The sequence below is a fragment of the Streptomyces sp. NBC_01429 genome, from assembly GCF_036231945.1.
In the GTDB taxonomy this organism is placed as follows: Bacteria; Actinomycetota; Actinomycetes; order Streptomycetales; family Streptomycetaceae; genus Streptomyces.
In genome coordinates this window covers 1,146,940-1,166,776 of record NZ_CP109599.1, presented here as the reverse complement: position 1 = coordinate 1,166,776, position 19,837 = coordinate 1,146,940, and the positions used below count along the sequence as shown (strand labels likewise).

The window sequence follows — 19,837 nt, the reverse complement described above, 5'->3', positions numbered from 1 at the left end:
GACCAGGTGACCGGGCGGTACGGCCGTCCCGCGACCGTACCGCCCGCTCCCGTCCCCGGTCCCGGGCCCGTACCGCCGCCCGGTCCGCCGGCCCCCGCGCACCCGCCAGAGGCCAACCCTTCCGCACAGAAGTGGCGACACGCGATGACCAACGATGACAAGCTGCTCGACTATCTCAAGAGGGTCTCCGCGGATCTGCACCAGACTCGGCAGCGGCTGCGCGAGGTGGAGACCGAGGAGAAGGAACCGATCGCCATCGTCGGGATGAGCTGCCGCTTCCCGGGCGGTGTCAGCACCCCGGAGGAGTTCTGGCGGCTGGTCCACGACGGCACCGACGCCATCACCGACTTCCCGGACAACCGGGGCTGGGACATCGCCTCGCTCTACGACCCGGACCCCGACGCGGCCGGCAAGAGCTATGTGCGCAGGGGCGGATTCCTGCACGACGCGGGGGAGTTCGAGCCGGACTTCTTCGGTATCTCCCCGCGCGAGGCCATCGCCATGGACCCGCAGCAGCGGCTGCTGCTCGAAGTCTCCTGGGAGGCGCTGGAGCGCGCGGGAATCGCGCCGGACTCGGTCGCCGGCGCGCGCGTCGGGGTGTTCGCGGGCACCAACGGACAGGACTACCGCGATCTGCTGGCGAAGCTGCCGCAGGACACCGAGGCGGCCCTCGGCACCGGCAGCCTCGCCGCGGTGATCTCGGGACGCATCTCCTACACCCTCGGCATCGAGGGCCCCGCCGTCACCATCGACACGGCCTGCTCCTCCGCCCTGGTCGCCCTGCATCTGGCCGTCCAGGCGCTGCGGCAGAAGGAGTGCACCCTCGCGCTGGCCGGCGGCGCGACGGTGATGTCCACCCCCGGCTCCTTCGTCGCCTTCAGCCGCCAGCGCGGACTGGCGCTCGACGGCCGCTGCAAGTCCTTCGCCGACGCCGCCGACGGCACCGGCTGGGGCGAGGGCGCCGGGATGCTGCTGCTGGAGCGGCTCTCGGACGCGCGGCGCAACGGCCACGAGGTACTGGCGGTGGTACGCGGCTCCGCCGTGAACCAGGACGGCGCCTCCAACGGGCTCACCGCGCCCAACGGCCCCTCCCAGCAACGCGTGATCCGCCAGGCACTGGCGAGCGCCGGACTGAACGCGGCGGACGTCGACGCGGTCGAGGCGCACGGCACCGGCACCACGCTCGGCGACCCGATCGAGGCACAGGCACTGCTCGCGACCTACGGCCGGGGCCGGCCCGAGGGACAGCCGCTGTGGCTCGGCTCGGTCAAGTCCAACATCGGCCACACCCAGGCCGCCGCCGGGGTGGCCGGTGTGATCAAGATGGTCATGGCGATACGCCACGGCGTGCTGCCCCGGACCCTCCACGTCGACCGGCCCTCCGACCAGGTCGACTGGACGGCGGGCCAGGTCGCGCTGCTCTCCGAGACCCGGCCGTGGCCCGAGGCCGACCGGCCGCGCCGGGCCGGCGTCTCGTCGTTCGGCGCGAGCGGCACCAACGCGCACACCATCATCGAGCAGGCACCCCCGGAGACCACCGGCGAGGACCCCGGGGCCGCGCCCACTCCCGTCACCGCCCCCTCGACCCTCCCGTGGCTGGTCTCCGGACGCACCCCCGAGGCACTGCGCGCCCAGGCCGCCCGCCTCCTGACCGCCCTCGCCGCCGCGGACCCCGTGGACGCCGCGTACTCCCTGGCCACCACCAGGACCGCCCACCAGTACCGCGCCGTCGTCCTCGGACAGGACCGCGAGCAGCTGCTGAGCGGGCTGACCGCCGTCGCGGACGGCTCCGCCGGGGTGCCGCGCGGCCGCACCGTCAAGGGGCTCACCGCCTTCCTCTTCACCGGCCAGGGCTCCCAGCGCCCCGGCATGGGCCGGGAGCTGTACGCGGAGTTCCCCGTCTTCGCCGCCGCGTTCGACGAGATCTGCGGCCACTTCGGCGCCGGACTGCGCGACCTCGTCTTCGGCACCGACCCCGAGCCGCTGAACCGTACGGAACACACCCAGGCAGCGCTGTTCGCCGTCGAGGTGGCCCTGTTCCGGCTGGTCGAGTCCTGGGGGCTGCGCCCCGACTATCTGGCGGGCCACTCCATCGGCGAGCTGGCCGCCGCCCATGTCGCCGGAGTGCTCTCCCTGCCGGACGCGGCCACCCTCGTCGCGGCGCGCGGCCGGCTGATGGGCGCCCTGCCGCCCGGCGGCGCGATGATCGCCGTACAGGCCACCGAGGACGAGGTGACCCCGCTGCTCACCGAGGGCGTGGACATCGCCGCCGTCAACGGCCCGCGCTCCGTGGTCGTTTCGGGCGACGAGGCGGCCGTCGTGGAGCTGGCCGCCCGGTTCGCGAAGACCAAGCGGCTCCCCGTCTCGCACGCCTTCCACTCCCCGCTGATCGAGCCGATGCTCGCGGAGTTCCGCGCCGTCGCCGAGTCGCTGACCTATGCCAGGGCGACCGTGCCCGTGGTGTCGAACGTGACCGGACGGCTCGCCACCGACGAGCTGGCCTCCCCCGGGTACTGGGTGCGCCACGTGCGCGCCGCGGTGCGGTTCCACGACGGTGTGCGCGCCCTGGAGGAGGCGGGCGTCACCCGCTTCCTGGAGCTGGGCCCCGACGCCGTCCTGACCGCGATGGCCCGCGAGTGCCTCGGCCCCGAGCGCGCCGAGGACGCCGTGCTGGCCTCCGCCACCCGGCGCGAGCGCCCCGAGACGGGGACCCTGCTGACCGCCGTCGCCCACCTCCACATCGGTGGCTCCTCGCCCGACTGGAGCGCCCTGTTCGACGGCGCGGCCCGCGTCGACCTGCCCACCACCGCCTTCCAGCGCGACCGCTTCTGGGCCGACGTGCCCCCCTCGGCCGGCGATGTCGGCTCGGCGGGCCTCGACCCGGCCGACCACCCGCTGCTCGGCGCGGCCACCATGCTGGCGGACTCCGACGGCGCGGTCCTCACCGGCCGGCTCGCGGTGCGCACCCACCCCTGGCTGGCCGACCACGTCGTCGGCGACTCCGTCGTCCTGCCCGGCACCGCCATGGTCGAACTCGCCGTCAGGGCCGGCGACCAGGTCGGCTGCGGCCGGCTGGAGGAGCTGGCCCTCGAAGTCCCGCTGATCCTCCCCGAGGACGCGGGCGTACGGGTACAGGTGACCGTCGGCGCCCCCGACGCGTCCGGCGCCCGCACCGTCAGCGTCCACTCGCGCGACGAGAGCGCTGCCGTCGACGAGCCGTGGACCCTGCACGCCGCCGGACTGCTCGCCCACGGCCCCGCGCTGCCCGGCGAGCCGCTCACCGAATGGCCCCCGGCGGACGCCGAACCCCTCGAAGTGCGGGGCCTGTACGAGAAGCACGCCGCCTCCGGCCTGCGCTACGGCCCGGCCTTCCAGGGTCTGCGCGCCGCCTGGCGCCGCGCCGACGAGGTGTTCGCCGAGGTACGGCTGCCCGAGGGACCCGCGGCCGACGCGGGCCGCTTCGGACTCCACCCGGCCGCCTTCGACGCCGCGCTGCACGCGCTCGCGCTCATCGGCGACGGCTCCGACGACGAGACGGCCCGGCTGCCGTTCATGTTCTCCGGGGTGTCCCTGCACGCCGTGGGCGCCTCCGTGCTGCGCGTACGGCTCACCCCGTCCGGAACCCACGCCTTCGCCGTCGACCTCGCCGACGCCGCCGGCGCCCCCGTCGCCACCGTCACCTCGCTGGCCTCCCGTCCGCTGACCAACCTCCGCCCCTCGCAGGCTCGTTCGGCCGACGGCCTGTACCGGCTCGACTGGACCCCGCTCCAGCCCGCCGAGGACGGCCAGGACATCGAGTACCGCACCCTGCACACCGCCCCCGGCACCGACGCCGAGGCCGTACGCGCGGCGGCGCACACCGCGCTCGCCGCGCTCCAGGACGACGACCCCCGCCCCCTGGCCGTCGTCACGCGCGGCGCGGTCTCGGCCGCGGGCGAGGACGTCACCGACCGGGCGGGCGCAGCCGTGTGGGGCCTGGTGCGCTCCGCGCAGTCGGAGAACCCCGACCGCTTCGTCCTGGTGGACCTCGACACCGCCGTCCCGGACGCCGACGCGCTCCTCCCCTCGCTCCTCGCCTCGGGCGAGCCCCAGATCGCGGTACGGGACGGTGTGCCGTACGCCGCCCGGCTGACCGGCGCCGAGCTCGCCGCCGAGGACCCCGCCGAACTCGGCCCCGATCTCGACCCGGAGGGCACCGTCCTGCTGACCGGCGCCACCGGGGGGCTCGGACCCGTACTGGCCAGGCATCTGGTCACCCGGCTCGGGGTGCGCAGGCTGCTGCTGCTCAGCCGGAGCGGCGCCGCCGACGCCCTGGTCGAGGAGCTGACCGGGCTCGGCGCCCACGCCGCGGTCGCCGCCTGCGACGTGGCGGACCGCGACGCGCTGGCCGGGGTACTGGCCGCCGTCCCCGCCGCACATCCCCTCACCGCCGTCGTGCACGCCGCGGGCATCCTCGACGACGGGGTGGTCGCCTCCCTGACCCCCGAGCGGATCGACGCCGTACTGCGGCCCAAGGTCGAAGGTGCGCTGAACCTCCATGAGCTGACGAAGAATCAGAACCTTGCCGCCTTCGTGCTGTTCTCCTCGGTGGCCGGGGTGGTCGGCGCCCCCGGACAGGGCAACTACGCCGCCGCCAACGCGTTCCTCGACGCGCTCGCCGCCCACCGCCGCGCCCAGGGCGCGCCCGCGCTCTCGCTCGCCTGGGGGCCCTGGGTCCCGGCCGGCGGCATGACCAGCGGCCTCGACCACGCGGACCGCGCCAGGATCTCGCGCGGCGGTATGACGGAGCTGACCGTCGAGGAGGGCGTCGCCCTCTTCGATCTCGCCCGCCGCACCACCCACCCCGCCGTCGCCCCCGTACGGCTGAACCTCGCCGCGCTGCGCGGCCAGGGCGCCGCGCTCGCCCCGGTGTTCCGCGCGCTCGTCGGCGGCCGTACGGTACGGCGCGAAGCGTCGGCCGAGGACACCGAGTTCACCTTCGCCGAGCGGATGGCGGAGCTGACGGACACCGAGCGCGCCGACGCGCTGCTGCACCTGGTGCGGGTCCAGGTGGCCGCCGTACTCGGGCACACCACGCCCGAGGCGATCGAACCGGGGCGCGCCTTCAAGGACTTCGGCTTCGACTCGCTCGCCGCGATCGAACTGCGCAACGCGCTCACCGCCGAGACCGGACAGCGGCTGCCCGCGACGCTCGTCTTCGACTACCCCTCGCCGGACGCGCTCGCGACGTATCTCGCCGGGCGGCTCGGCGGCGAGCAGGCGGGACCGCGCAAGCGCACCCGCACCAAGGCGGTACGGGCCGACGAACCGCTCGCCATCGTCGGCATGTCCTGCCGCTACCCCGGCGGTGTCGCGTCGCCGGGCGAGCTGTGGCAGCTCGTCGCGGACGGCACCGACGCCATCTCGGAGTTCCCGGACAACCGCGGCTGGGACACCGACCGCATCTACGACCCGACCGGCGAGCGCCCCGACACCACCTATGTGCGCTCGGGCGGATTCGTGCATGAGGCGGGGGAGTTCGACGCCGCGTTCTTCGGCATCAGCCCGCGCGAGGCACTGCTGATGGACCCGCAGCAGCGGTTGCTGCTGGAGGGTGCGTGGGAGGCGCTGGAGAGCGCGGGCATCGACCCCGGATCGCTGAAGGGGAGCCGTACCGGTGTGTTCGCCGGGGTGATGTACCACGACTACTTCGGCAGTTTCGGCAGTGGCAGCATCGTGTCGGGGCGGGTGGCGTACACGTTGGGTCTTGAGGGTCCGACGCTGTCGATCGACACGGCGTGCTCGTCGTCGCTGGTGGCGCTGCATCTGGCGGCCCAGTCCCTGCGCAACGGCGAATGCACCCTCGCCCTGGTCGGCGGGGTCGCCGTGATGGCCACCCCCGACACCTTCGTCGAGTTCAGCCGCCAGGGCGCCCTGGCCGCCGACGCCACCTGCCGCGCCTTCGCGACCGGGGCGAGCGGCACCGTCTGGGGCGAGGGCGTCGGCGTGCTCGCCGTCGAGCGGCTCTCGGACGCGCGGCGCAACGGCCACGAGGTACTGGCCGTGGTACGCGGCACGGCCGTGAACCAGGACGGCGCCTCCAACGGGCTCACCGCCCCCAACGGCCCCTCCCAGCAACGCGTCATCGAACAGGCCCTGGAGAACGCCCGGCTGACGACCGCCGACGTCGACGTGGTGGAGGCGCACGGTACGGGGACCACGCTCGGTGATCCGATCGAGGCGCAGGCGCTGCTCGCGACCTACGGTCAGGACCGGTCGGAGGAGAGCCCGTTGTGGCTCGGTTCGATCAAGTCGAACATCGGTCACACGCAGGCCGCGGCCGGGGTGGCGGGTGTGATCAAGATGGTGCTGGCGATGCGGCACGGGGTGCTGCCGAGGACGCTGCATGTGGACGAGCCGTCGGACCAGGTGGACTGGTCGGCCGGTGAGGTGAGGCTGCTGACCGAGGAGCGCGAGTGGCCGGAGACCGGGCGCCCGCGCCGGGCCGGGATCTCCTCGTTCGGCATCAGCGGCACCAACGCCCACACCATCATCGAGGAGCCCCCGCGCGACACCGCACCGCGGCGGACGTCCGCCCCCGAGCGGCCCGCCGGTGCCCCCGTACCGTGGCTGCTGTCCGCGAAGACCCGCGCGGCGCTGCCCGCCCAGGCCGGGCGGCTGCTCGCGTACGTCGACGCCCACCCGGAGCTGACCCCCTCGGACATCGGCTCCTCGCTCGCCACCGCCCGTGCGCACTTCGCCTACCGGGCCGCCGTCTCCGGCACGGACCGTACCGAACTGCGCGACTCCCTCGCCGCGCTCGCCGAGGGCGTCTCGGCGCCCGGGATCGCCGAGGGCGTCGCCGCCGGCACCGCGCGACCGGTGTTCGTGTTCCCGGGACAGGGCTCGCAGTGGTCCGGCATGGCCACCGAACTCCTCGCGTCCTCGCCCGAGTTCGCGCGGAGCATGGACGAGTGCGGCGCCGCCTGCGCGCCGTACGTCGAGTGGGACCTGCTCACCGAACTCAGCGGCCCGCTGGACCGGGTGGACATCGTCCAGCCGGTGCTGTGGGCGGTCATGGTCTCGCTGGCCCGGACCTGGTCCGCGTACGGAGTACGGCCCGCGGCCGTGATCGGCCACTCCCAGGGCGAGATCGCGGCGGCCGTGGTCGCCGGGGCCCTCACCCTGGAGGACGGCGCCCGTATCGTCACCCTGCGCAGCAAGGCCATCGCCGACGACCTGTCCGGCGGAGGCGGCATGATGTCGGTCGCCCTGCCCGCCGAGGCGCTCGCCGAGCGGCTCGCCGCCGACTGGGAGGGACAGCTCTCGGTCGCGGCCTTCAACGGCGCGGGATCCACCGTGGTCTCCGGCTTCCTCGACGCGCTGGACCTGCTGCGCGACCAGCTCAAGGAGGAGGGCGTCCGGGTCAAGCGGCTGCCGGTGGACTACGCCTCGCACTCCGCGCAGGTCGAGTCCATCCGCGAACGGCTGCTCGACACCCTGGCCGAGGTCGCGCCGCGCCCCTCCGAGGTGCCGTTCTACTCGACGGTCACCGGCGCGCTCATCGACACCACCGAGCTGGACGCCGAGTACTGGTACACCAACCTGCGCCGTACCGTCCTGTTCGAGCAGGCCACCAAGGCGGCCATCGCGGCGGGCCACGGTGTGTTCATCGAGTCCAGCCCGCACCCGGTGCTCACCGTCGGCATCCAGGAGACGGACGACGCGGTGAGCGCCGTCGGCACTCTGCGCCGGGACGACGGCGGGCAGCCCCGCTTCGTCGGCGCGCTCGGTGAGGCGTACGCCCACGGTGTGAGCGTCGACTGGGGCGTCCTGCTCGACGGCCCCCGGCCGCGCCGGGTCGAACTGCCCACGTACGCCTTCCAGCACGAGCGGTTCTGGCTGGACAGCGCGGCGGGCGGCGGGGACGTCACCTCGGCCGGTCTCACCCAGACCGACCACCCGCTGCTGAGCGCCGCGATGGAGCGCGCCGACACCGACGGGGTGGTGCTCACCGGGCGGCTGGCGACCGGAACCCACCCCTGGCTGGCGGACCATGTGGTCGGCGGGGAGACGATCTTCCCCGGCACCGGATACCTCGAACTGGCCGTGCGCGCCGGCGACCAGGTCGGCTGCGGACGCGTCGCCGAACTGACCCTCCACGCACCCCTGGTGCTGCCCGAGCACGGCGCGACCCAGTTGCAGGTCGTGGTCGGCGCGGCCGAGGAGTCCGTCCGCCCGGTCACCGTCTACTCGCGCCCCGAGAGCGCGGCCGACGACCAGCCGTGGACCCGGCACGCCGACGGACTGCTGGCACCTGGCGGCACTCCGCCGGAGCCGGAACTCGCCGTCTGGCCGCCCACCGGCGCCCGGCCGGTCGACCTGGACGGGCTGTACGACCGGCTCGCCGAGGCCGGACTGCGCTACGGGCCCGCCTTCCAGGGCCTGCGGGCCGCCTGGCTGCTCGGCGACGAGGTGTACGCCGAGGTGGGCCCCGCCCAGCAGGTCGACGGGTACGGGCTGCACCCGGCGCTCTCGGACGCCGCGCTGCACGCGGTCGGTCTGACCGGGGCGGCGGGCGACGACGCCCTGCTGCCGTTCGTCTGGTCCGAGGTGCAGCTGCACGCCACCGGGGCGACGGACCTGCGGGTACGGCTGCGGCCCACCGGCTCGGGGTCCGGATCCGGGGCCACGGTGTCCCTGACGGTCGCGGACGCCACCGGGGCGCCCGTGGCGACGATCGGCGCCCTCGCGCTGCGGCCCATCCCGGCGGAGCAGCTCGCCGCCGCCGCCAGGTCGGCCCGCGCCGGCTCGCTCTACCGCGTCGACTGGATCCCGGCGCCGGGCACCACCGCGCCCGCCGCCACCACACCCGCCACCACCACACCCGGCCCGGAGGTGCTGCACACCCCGGCAGGGATGAGCGCCACCGAGGTCAGGGCCGCCATCGGCGCCGTACTCGACGGGCTGCGCGAGCGGCTGGCCGACGACCGGTTCGCCGACGCCACCCTGGTGGTGGTCGCGGGCGCCGATCTGGCCGGAGCCGCCGTCGGCGGTCTGGTCCGCTCGGCGCAGTCCGAGAACCCCGACCGGATCGTCCTCGTCGAGACGGACGGCTCCCCGGTCACGGACGCCCTCCTCGCCTCGGCCGTCGCCGCCGGGGAGCCACACGTCGCGCTCCGGGACGGCGCCGTCCACCTGCCCAGGCTCGTCAGGGCCGACGTGCCCGTGGAACAGCCGCCGTTGGACCTCGGACAGTACGGCGACGGCCCCGGCACCGTACTGGTGACCGGCGCGAGCGGCGCGCTCGGCGGTATCGTCGCCCGCCGTCTGGTGACCGAATGGGGCGCCACCCACCTGCTGCTGGCCAGCCGGCGCGGCGCCGACCCGGAACTCGTCGCCGAGCTGACCGCGCTGGGCGCTGCCGTGGAATCGGCCGCCTGCGATGTCGCGGACCGCGACGCCCTCGCCGCCGTACTGGCCGCGATCCCGGCCGAACGGCCCCTGACCGCCGTCGTCCACGCGGCCGGGGTGCTCGCCGACGGTGTGCTCTCCTCCCTCACCCCCGAACGGCTCGACACCGTGCTGCGCCCCAAGGTGGACGCGGCCGCCAACCTGCACGAACTGACCGCCGGGCTCGACCTGCGGGCGTTCGTGCTCTTCTCCTCCGCCTCCGGCACCCTCGGCTCGCCCGGCCAGGCCAACTACGCCGCGGCCAACGCCTATCTCGACGCGCTGGCCGGGCACCGCCGGGACCTCGGGCTGCCCGCCGTCTCCATGGCCTGGGGACTGTGGGCGCACGCCAGCGGGATGACCGGCACCCTCGACGACACCGACCGGTCCCGGATCTCCCGGGGCGGGGTGGCGGCGCTGGAGACCGACGAGGGCCTCGCCCTCTTCGACGCCGCGCTGCGCTCGCCCGACCCGGCGGTGCTGCCGATGAAGCTGGAACCGGCCGGGCTGCGCGCCCAGGGCGAGGGCCTCGCCCCGCTCTTCCGCGGCCTGGTGCCGGTACGGCGGCAGAGCACGGCCGGCGCTCCCGCCGGCGGCGCGGACTCGCTGCGGCGCCGCCTCGCCGCACTGCCGGAGACCGAACGCGAACCCGTACTGGTCGATCTCGTACGCGGCCATGTCGCCACGATCCTCGGCCACCGCTCCCTGGAGACGGTCGGCCGCTCCACGGCCTTCCGCGAGCTGGGCTTCGACTCGCTGGCCGCCGTGGAACTGCGCAACGGGCTCACCACGGCCACGGACCTGCGGCTCCCCGCCACCCTCGTCTTCGACCACCCCACCCCGGTCGAACTGGCCCGCTACCTCCTCGGGGAACTCGTCGAAGGGCTCGCCGCGAGCCAGGAGACGGCGTCCTGGGCACCCGCCCCCGCCGCCACCGACGACGATCCCATCGCGATCATCTCCATGAGCTGCCGCTTCCCCGGCGGGGTCGACTCGCCGGAGGAGCTGTGGCGGCTGGTCGCCGAAGGGACCGACGCCGTCGGCGAGTTCCCCGCCGACCGGGGCTGGGACCTGGACACCCTCTACGACCCGACCCTCGACCGGCCGGGCACCAGCTACGCCAAGGAAGGCGCCTTCCTCTACGACGCCGGGGACTTCGACCCCGCGTTCTTCGCCATGGACCCCGAAGAGGCCCTCATCACCGACCCGCAGCAGCGGCTGCTGCTGGAGACGGCCTGGGAGGCGCTGGAGCGCGCCGCCATCGACCCCGCCCGGCTGCGGGGCAGCGCCACCGGTGTGTTCGCCGGTGTCATGTACCACGACTACTTCGAGAGCTTCGGCTCCGGCAGTGTGGTCTCGGGACGCGTCGCCTACACACTCGGGCTCGAAGGCCCCACCATCTCGGTCGACACCGCCTGCTCGTCGTCCCTGGTGGCGCTGCATCTCGCGGCCCAGTCGCTGCGCCAGGGCGACTGCACACTCGCCCTCGCCGGCGGGGTGACGGTGATGGCGACCCCCGGCACCTTCGTCGAGTTCAGCCGCAGGCGCGGGCTGTCGCGCGACGGCCGGTGCCGCCCGTTCGCTGACTCCGCCAACGGCACCGGATTCGGCGAGGGCGCGGGCGTCCTGCTGCTGGAGCGGCTCTCCGACGCCCGCCGCAACGGCCACCAGGTGCTCGCCCTGCTGCGCGGCACCGCCGTCAACCAGGACGGCGCCTCCAACGGACTGAGCGCCCCCAACGGCCCCGCCCAGCAGCGCGTCATCCGCCGCGCCCTCGCGTCGGCCGGTGTGTCCGGCGGCGAGGTCGACGTGGTCGAGGCGCACGGCACGGGCACCACCCTCGGCGACCCCATCGAGGCGCAGGCGCTGATCGCCACGTACGGCCGGGAACACACCGAGGACAGCCCGCTGTGGCTCGGCTCCGTCAAGTCCAACATCGGCCATACGCAGGCGGCCGCAGGCGTGGCCGGTGTGATCAAGATGGTGCAGGCCATCCGGAACGGTGTGCTCCCCAAGACGCTGCACGTGGACGAGCCCTCCCGGCACGTCGACTGGACCGACAGCCACGTACGGCTGCTCACCGAGTCCCGCGCCTGGCCCGAGCGCGACCATCCGCGCCGCGCGGGGATCTCGTCGTTCGGGATCAGCGGCACCAACGCGCACGTGGTGATCGAGGCGGCCGACGCCGCCGCCGAACCCGCCGACGACCGCACCGCCGAACCCGGCGACGGGCAGGACAACACCCCCGTGGCGGGCGCCCCCTGGCTGCTCTCCGGACACACCGAGGAGGCGCTGCGCGCCCAGGCCGACCGGCTGCACACGTACCTCACGCGCACGGACCGCGACCGGGAACCCGCTCCGCACGAGATCGCCGGCGCCCTCGCCACGGCACGCACCGCGCTCACCCACCGGGCCTCGGTGACCGGGCAGCACCACGAGGAACTCCTCGCCGGTCTGCGGGCGTTGGCCGACGGCCTCTCCTCGGCCTCCGTCACCACCGCGGCGGCGACCGACGCCAAGCTCGCGTTCCTGTTCTCCGGACAGGGATCGCAGCGCGCCTCGATGGGGCTCGAACTGGCCGGGACCTTCCCCGCCTTCGCCCGCGCCCTCGACGAGGTGTGCGGCCATCTCGACCCGCTGCTGGAGCGCCCGCTGCGCGAGGTACTGGCCGACGGCGAGCTGCTCGCCAGGACCGAGTACACCCAGCCGGCGCTGTTCGCCGTCGAGGTCGCGCTGTTCCGGCTGCTCGAATCGTGGGGCGTACGGCCCGATCTGCTGGCCGGGCACTCCGTCGGGGAGTTCGCCGCCGCGCACGTGGCCGGGGTCTGGTCCCTCGCGGACGCCGCGACCCTCGTCGCCGCGCGCGGCCGGCTGATGCAGGCGCTGCCCGGGGGCGGCGCGATGGTCGCGGTCAACGCCCGCGAGGACGAGATCGCACCGCTGCTCACCGACCAGGTGTCCGTCGCCGCCGTCAACGGACCCGAATCCGTCGTGCTCTCCGGCGAGGCGCGGGCCGTACGGGCGATCGCGGGACGCTTCGCACGCACCAAGGAACTCAACGTCTCGCACGCCTTCCACTCACCACTGATGGATCCCGTGCTCGACGAGTTCCGGGAGATCGCCGCCGGCCTCACCTATCTGCCCCCGCGCATCCCCCTCGTATCGGCCCTGACCGGGGACCGGATCACCGCCGAGGAGATCGGCTCGCCCGAGTACTGGGTACGCCACGCCCGCGACGCGGTGCGGTTCGCCGACGCCGTGCGCGCCCTCGAAGAGGCGGGGGCGCGGCGGTTCGCCGAGATCGGCCCCGGCGGGGTGCTCACCGCGATGGCCGCCGAATGCCTCACCGGCGACGCGGCGCTGATCCCGCTGCTGCGCAAGGACAAGGACGAGACAGCCGCCGTGCTCACCGCGCTCGGCGCGCTCCACACGCACGGAGTCGCCGTGGAATGGGCCGAGTTGCTCCCGGCGGGACCCGGGACCGACCTGCCCACCTACGCCTTCCGGCGCACCCGCTACTGGATGGAGTCCGTCACCGGCCAACAGGGTCCCGTCGACCACCCGTTGCTCGGCACGGCCGTCGAACTCGCCGGAACAGAAGGGGTGCTGTACACCGGCCGCCTCTCGCTGCGCGACCATCCATGGCTGGCCGACCACGCCGTCGGCGGGGCCGTGCTGCTCCCCGGCACCGCGTTCGTGGAGATGGCCCTGGCCGCCGGCGCTTCCGTCGGCTGCGGCGCCGTCGAGGAGCTGACCATCGCCGAGCCGCTCCTCCTGCCCGCCGACGCGGCCGTACGGCTCCAGTGCACCGTCGGCGCCCCCGACGCCTCCGGCGCCCGCACCTTCCAGGTCCACTCCTGGGCGGGGGACGACGCGCCGTGGACCTGCCACGCCACCGGCCTGCTGCGCGCGGCCCGCGAGGAGGCGCCGTTCGCCCTCACCTCCTGGCCGCCGGCCGGCGCGGAACCGCTCGATCTGACGGGGACGTACGAACGGCTGGCCGAGCTGGGAGCCGACTACGGACCGCGCTTCCAGGGGCTGCGCGCCGCCTGGCGCCAGGGCGACGAGGTGTACGCCGAGATCGCCGTCGACCCCGGTCAGGACGCGGTGGGCTCCCCGGACTCCGCCGCCGCCCTCGGTATCCACCCCGCGCTGTTCGACGCCGCGCTGCACGCGATCGGACTGCGCGAGGGCGCGGCCGAGCGGATGACACTGCCGTTCGCGTGGAGCGGTGTGGAGCTGTACGCGGCCGGCGCGACCGCGCTGCGGGTACGGATCACCTCCGGCACGTCCGGCTCCGTACGGATCGAGGCCACCGACGGCGCCGGGGTGCCGGTGCTCGGCGTCGAGTCCCTGGTGCTCCGCGAGATCTCCGCCGACCGGCTGGCCTCGGCCGCGGCGGGCCGCCACGACTCGCTGTTCGCCGTCGAGTGGGTCGGCTCGCCGGCCGACGCCGTGCCGTCCGCGGGACACTGGGTGGTGCTCGGTACGGACGCGCGGGACGCGGCCGAAGCGCTGGCGGGCGAGGTCGCGGTGGTCCACACCGCCGCCGGACTCGAAGAGGCCGCGGCGGCGGGACCGGTCGACACGGTCGTCCTCCCGTACACCGCCGAAGGCGATCCGGACGCGGTCCGCGCCGGGGCCGGAGCGCTGCTGGAGCGGCTGCGGTCCTGGCTGGCCGACGAGCGGTTCGCCGACTCGACCCTCGTCGTGGTGACGAGCGGCGCCGTCGCCCTCCCCGGGGAGGACGTCACGGACCTGGCGGGCGCCACCGCGTGGGGACTCGTCCGCTCCGCGCAGTCCGAACACCCGGACCGGATCGTGCTGGTCGACCTCGACCCGGCGGACGCCCACGCCGCGTCGTACCGGCTGCTCCCCGTCGTGGTCGCGTCCGGTGAGCCGCAGACCGCGCTGCGCTCCGGCGCGCCGAGCACGCCGAGGCTCAACCGGGCCCCGCTGTCCGCGCCCCACCAGCCCGTCGACTGGACGGGCGGACCCGGCGGCGGATCCGTGCTGATCACCGGCGGGACCGGAGCGCTGGGCCGGCTGGTGGCCCGCCATCTGGTCACCGAACACGGCGTCACGGAGCTGCTGCTGCTCAGCAGGCGCGGCCCCGAGGCGCCCGGCGCGTCCGCGCTCACCGGGGAACTGGCCGCACTCGGCGCCGAGGTCACCCTCCTCGCCTGCGACGCGGCCGACCGGGACGCGCTGGAGCGGGTGCTCGCCGAGCATCCCGTCTCCGCCGTCGTCCACACCGCCGGTGTGCTGGACGACGCGACGATCACCTCGCTCACCCCCGAGCGGATGGACGCCGTGCTGCGGCCCAAGGTGGACGCGGCCTGGAATCTGCACCAACTGACCCTGGACCGGCCGCTGTCGGCGTTCGTGCTGTTCTCCTCGGCGTCCGGTCTGCTGGGCAGCCCGGGGCAGGGCGGTTACGCCGCCGCGAACGCCTACCTCGACGCGCTGGCCGCGCACCGGGCGGCGCGCGGCCTGCCGGGTGTGTCCCTGGCGTGGGGCGCGTGGTCCGGCGGTGGCATGGCCGACCGGCTCGGTGACACCGACGCCCGCCGGCTGGCGCGGTCCGGGGTGCTCGCGCTGGACGAGGAGGCCGGGCTCGCGCTGTTCGACACGGCGGTCGGCCGCGAGGAGACCGTACTGCTGCCGGCCCGCCTCGACCTGGCAGCGATGGCCGGGACGGGCCGGGTGCCGCCGCTGCTGCGCGGCCTGGTCAGGTCGCCCGCGCGGCGGGCCGTACGGGCCGAGTCCACGGAGTCGGCCGCGTTGCGGCGCGAACTGGCGGCGGTGGCCCCCGAGGAGCGGGCCGGGCTGCTGCTCGCCGTCGTCGGGGAGCAGGCGGCCGGAGTCCTCGGCACCGGCGCCCCGGAACCGGGGCTGGCCTTCAACGAGCTGGGGTTCGACTCGCTCACCGCGGTCGAGTTCCGCAACCGGCTCAACGAGGTCACCGGACTGAGGCTGCCCGCCACGCTCATCTTCGACTACCCCCACCCGGAGGTGCTCGCCGACCATCTCGCCACCGCGCTGGCACCGGCCGTCCCCGCCGCCGACGGCACGGGGGAGGACGACATCCGGCGGGCCCTGACCGCCATCCCGCTGGCCAAGCTGCGTGACTCCGGGCTGATGGACAGCCTGCTGGAGCTGGCCGGGATGAGGCCGCACAACGGCGACGGCAACGGCGCCGGGCCCGAGGAGCGGGCGTCGATCGACGCCATGGACGCCGAGAGCCTGATCAGTCTGGCCCTCGACGACGGCGCGGACGACGACGCCCTGTGACCCCGGGCCGTTGTGACCCTCAGCCCCCGCGACAATGCCTGTGACAAGGAGTGGGAACGTGGCTCAACCCGGGAACCCGGACACCAGAATGGTCGAAGCCCTCCGCGCTTCGCTCAAGGAGACCGACCGGCTGCGGGAGCGCAACCGCGCCCTGACCGCCGCGATCCGGGAGCCGATCGCCATCGTGGGGATGTCCTGCCGCTACCCCGGCGGGGTGGGTAGCCCCGACGAGCTGTGGGATCTGGTCGCCGGGGGAGGGGACGGCATCACCTCCTTCCCCGACGACCGGGGCTGGGACCCCGGCCTCTACGACCCCGAGCCGGGGACCGAGGGCAAGAGCTACACCGACGAGGGCGGATTCCTGCATGAGGCGGGGGAGTTCGACGCCGGGTTCTTCGGCATCGGGCCGCGTGACGCGCTGCTGATGGATCCTCAGCAGCGGTTGCTGCTGGAGGGTGCGTGGGAGGCGCTGGAGAGCGCGGGCATCGACCCCGGATCGCTGAAGGGGAGCCGTACCGGTGTGTTCGCCGGGGTGATGTACCACGACTACTTCGGCAGTTTCGGCAGTGGCAGCATCGTGTCGGGGCGGGTGGCGTACACGTTGGGTCTTGAGGGTCCGACGCTGTCGATCGACACGGCGTGCTCGTCGTCGCTGGTGGCGCTGCATCTGGCGGCCCAGTCCCTGCGCAACGGCGAATGCACCCTCGCGCTGGCCGGCGGAGTCACGGTCATGGCCTCGCCCGGCACCTTCGTGGAGTTCAGCAGACAGGGCGCGCTCTCCCCGGACGGCCGGTGCAAGTCGTTCTCGGCCGAGGCGAACGGCACCGGATTCGCGGAGGGCGTCGGTCTCCTCGTGGTGGAGCGCCTCTCCGACGCGCGGCGCAACGGCCACGAGGTACTGGCCGTGGTACGCGGCTCCGCCGTGAACCAGGACGGCGCCTCCAACGGGCTCACCGCGCCCAACGGCCCCTCCCAGCAACGCGTGATCCGCCAGGCACTGGCCAGTGCGCGGCTCTCGGCCGGTGACGTGGACGCGGTGGAGGCGCACGGCACGGGGACCACGCTCGGCGACCCGATCGAGGCGCAGGCGCTGCTCGCGACCTACGGTCAGGACCGGCCGGAGGAGAACCCGTTGTGGCTCGGGTCGGTGAAGTCGAACATCGGCCACACCCAGGCGGCCGCCGGGGTGGCCGGGGTCATCAAGATGGTCATGGCGATGCGCCACGGCGTGCTGCCCAGGACCCTGTACGCGGACGAGCCGTCGGAGCAGGTGGACTGGTCGGCGGGCGAGGTCAGGCTGCTCGCCGAGGAGCGCGAGTGGCCTGAGACCGGGCGCCCGCGCCGGGCCGGGATCTCCTCGTTCGGCATCAGCGGCACCAACGCCCACACCATCATCGAGGAGCCCCCGCCGGCCGAGCCGGCCCCGGAGCGAGCGCGGGACCAGAACGGGGCACACGACCAGAGCAGTGCCCGGGACCAGAGCAGTGCGCGGTCCCAGGAGCAGCGGCCTGCCGCGGAAACACCCCCGTCCCTCGTGGTGTGGCCGCTGTCCGCGCGCGGCGCCCTCGCCCTCCCCGCCCAGGCCGACCGGCTGCGCGCCTTCGTCGAGGAGCGGCCCGAGCTGACCCCCGCCGCCCTCGCCGCTTCGCTCGGCACGAGAAAGGCGGTCTTCGGCCACCGGGCCGCCGTCGTCGGCGCCGACCGCGCACAACTGCTGGACGCCCTGGGCGCGTTGGCCGCCGGGGACAGCCCGCCCACCGTCATCAGGGGCCGGGCGCGCCCCGGTGCCCGTACGGCCTTCCTGTTCACCGGACAGGGCGCCCAACGGCTCGGCATGGGCGCCGGACTGCGCGCACACCACCCGGTGTTCGCGGAGACCTTCGACGAGGTGGAGGCCCGGCTCGACGTCGGCCTCGGCGATGTCCTGAACGGTACGGACGCGGCCCTGGCCGACCGTACCCTCTACGCGCAGACCGGCCTGTTCGCCTTCGAGGTGGCCCTCTTCCGGCTGCTCGAATCCTGGGGCGTGCGGCCGGACTTCGTCGCCGGGCACTCCATCGGCGAGCTGGCGGCGGCCCATGTCGCCGGGGTGCTCACCCTGGAGGACGCCTGCCGGCTCGTCGCGGCCAGGGGCCGGCTGATGCAGGCGCTGCCGCCGGGCGGCGCGATGGTCGCGATCCGGGCGGCCGAGGAGGAGGTCCGCCCGCTGCTGACCGGGCGGGTCGGGCTGGCCGCGGTGAACGGGCCCCGGGCCGTGGTGCTCTCCGGCGACGAGGACGAGGTCCTGCGGATCGCGGAGGGCTTCGGGAAGACGAAGCGGCTGAAGGTCTCGCACGCGTTCCACTCGCCGCTCATGGAGGACATGCTCGCGGACTTCCACGAGGTCGCCAGCGGCCTCGACTTCCACGAGCCGCGCATCCCCCTCGTCTCCAACCTGACCGGCGCCCGGGCTGACGCCGGTCTGCTGCGCGACCCCGGGTACTGGGTACGGCACGTGCGCGAGCCCGTACGGTTCGCGGCGGGGGTCGCGGCGCTGGCCGAGGCCGGGGTGAACCGCTTCGTGGAGGTGGGCCCCGACGCCGTACTGACCGGGATGGCCCAGGAGTGCGTCGACCGCACGACCGCGGAGTTCATCCCCCTCGGGCGGCGGCGCGGACCGGAGACGACGGCACTGCTCTCCGGGATCGCACGGCTGTACGTGGACGGACTCGCCCCCGACTGGCAGGCGCTCTTCCCGGGAACGGAGCGGGCGCCGGTCCCCGCGTACGCCTTCCAGCGCGAGCGGTACTGGCTCGCGGCGGACGTCGCCCTGACCGTGGGACTGCCGTCCCCGGCCGCGGAACAGGAGCCCTCCCTCCTCGCCGTCGAGCCGCTGCGCGACCGGCTGGCCGTCGCGTCCCGGCACGAGCAGGTGGAACTGCTGACCGGGCTGGTGCGGGCACGGACCGCCGCCGTACTCGGCCATCCGGGACCCGAACTGGTCGAGCCGGACGTCGGTTTCCTGGAAGCCGGCCTGGACTCGGTGTCGGCGGCCGAACTGCGCGCCGCCCTCGCCACGACCACCGGGCTTCCCCTGTCGGCCGGTGTGGTCTTCGACCACACCACACCCACCGCGCTGGCCGAGCACCTGCACGAGAAGCTCGTTCTCGGGGACGTTGGGGAGACCGGGGACGCCGGGCACACCGGAGAGGACGGGCACACCGGGGACGCGGGCGCGCCGGACGAGTCCATCAGCGGCCTGCTGCGCCGGGCGGCCTCGGCGGGTCAGATGATGAAGGGCCTCAAGCTGCTGAGCGCGGTGGCCGACATCCTCCCCGGCTTCTCGTCGGCGGCCGAACTCGGGCCCCCGGACGAGCCGGTGCGCCTCGCCCGGGGCGACGAGGGCCCCAAGCTGATCTGCCTCCCGTCACCGATGGCGCTGGGCGGCGCCCAGCAGTACGCCCGGTTCGCCGCGCACTTCCGGGGCCGCCGCGAGGTCGTCGTACCGCCCGTACCCGGGTTCGGTACGGACGAGACGCTGCCCCTGACCGTCGGCGCGGCGGTCGAGGTGTTCGCCGAGGGGGTGCGCGCCGCCGCCGGGGGCGATCCGTTCGTCCTGCTCGGCTACTCCTCCGGCGGCCAGTTCGCGCACGCGACCGCCGAGATACTGGAGAAGGCCGGCACCCCGGCCGAGGCCGTCGTCCTGCTGGACACCTATCTGCCGGGCGACGACGGCGACAGCGAACTGTGGCGCCAGATGTTCCAGGGGATGCTGGACCGCGAGTCGTCCTTCGGCCGGTTCAGCGCCGCCCGGCTCGCCGCGATGAGCCGGTACAGCGATCTGATCCAGGACTGCCTGCCGGGCGGGCTGTCGGCCCCGGTCCTGTTCGTCCGGCCCACCGACTCGTTCGCGGCCGGCGCGGGGACGGAGAACTGGCGCGCCTCGTGGGACGGCGAACACACACTGCGCGAGGTGCCGGGAAACCACTTCACACTGCTGGAGGAGTCGGCCACCACGACCGCCGAGGCGGTCGACGGCTGGCTGGCGCGAAGGTGAGACAAGGCTGAGCCGGCGGCGGTGGCGGGGTCCAGGACCCCGCCACCGCCGCTTTCCTTCCCGGTGGTGTGCGGT

Annotated in this window: 2 protein-coding genes; both read left to right on the top strand. The window is 74.6% G+C overall.

From position 1 onward, the window contains the following. Positions 1-144: 144 nt before the first annotated feature. A complete protein-coding gene (locus OG627_RS04955; RefSeq protein WP_329061791.1) occupies positions 145-15,726 on the top strand; it encodes a type I polyketide synthase in 15,582 nt (5,193 codons plus the stop codon). A gap of 58 nt (positions 15,727-15,784) precedes the next feature. After that, positions 15,785-19,762 (top strand): type I polyketide synthase, encoded by a 3,978-nt coding sequence (locus OG627_RS04950; protein ID WP_329061790.1) that lies wholly within the window; start codon positions 15,785-15,787, stop codon positions 19,760-19,762. Positions 19,763-19,837 lie beyond the last annotated feature (75 nt).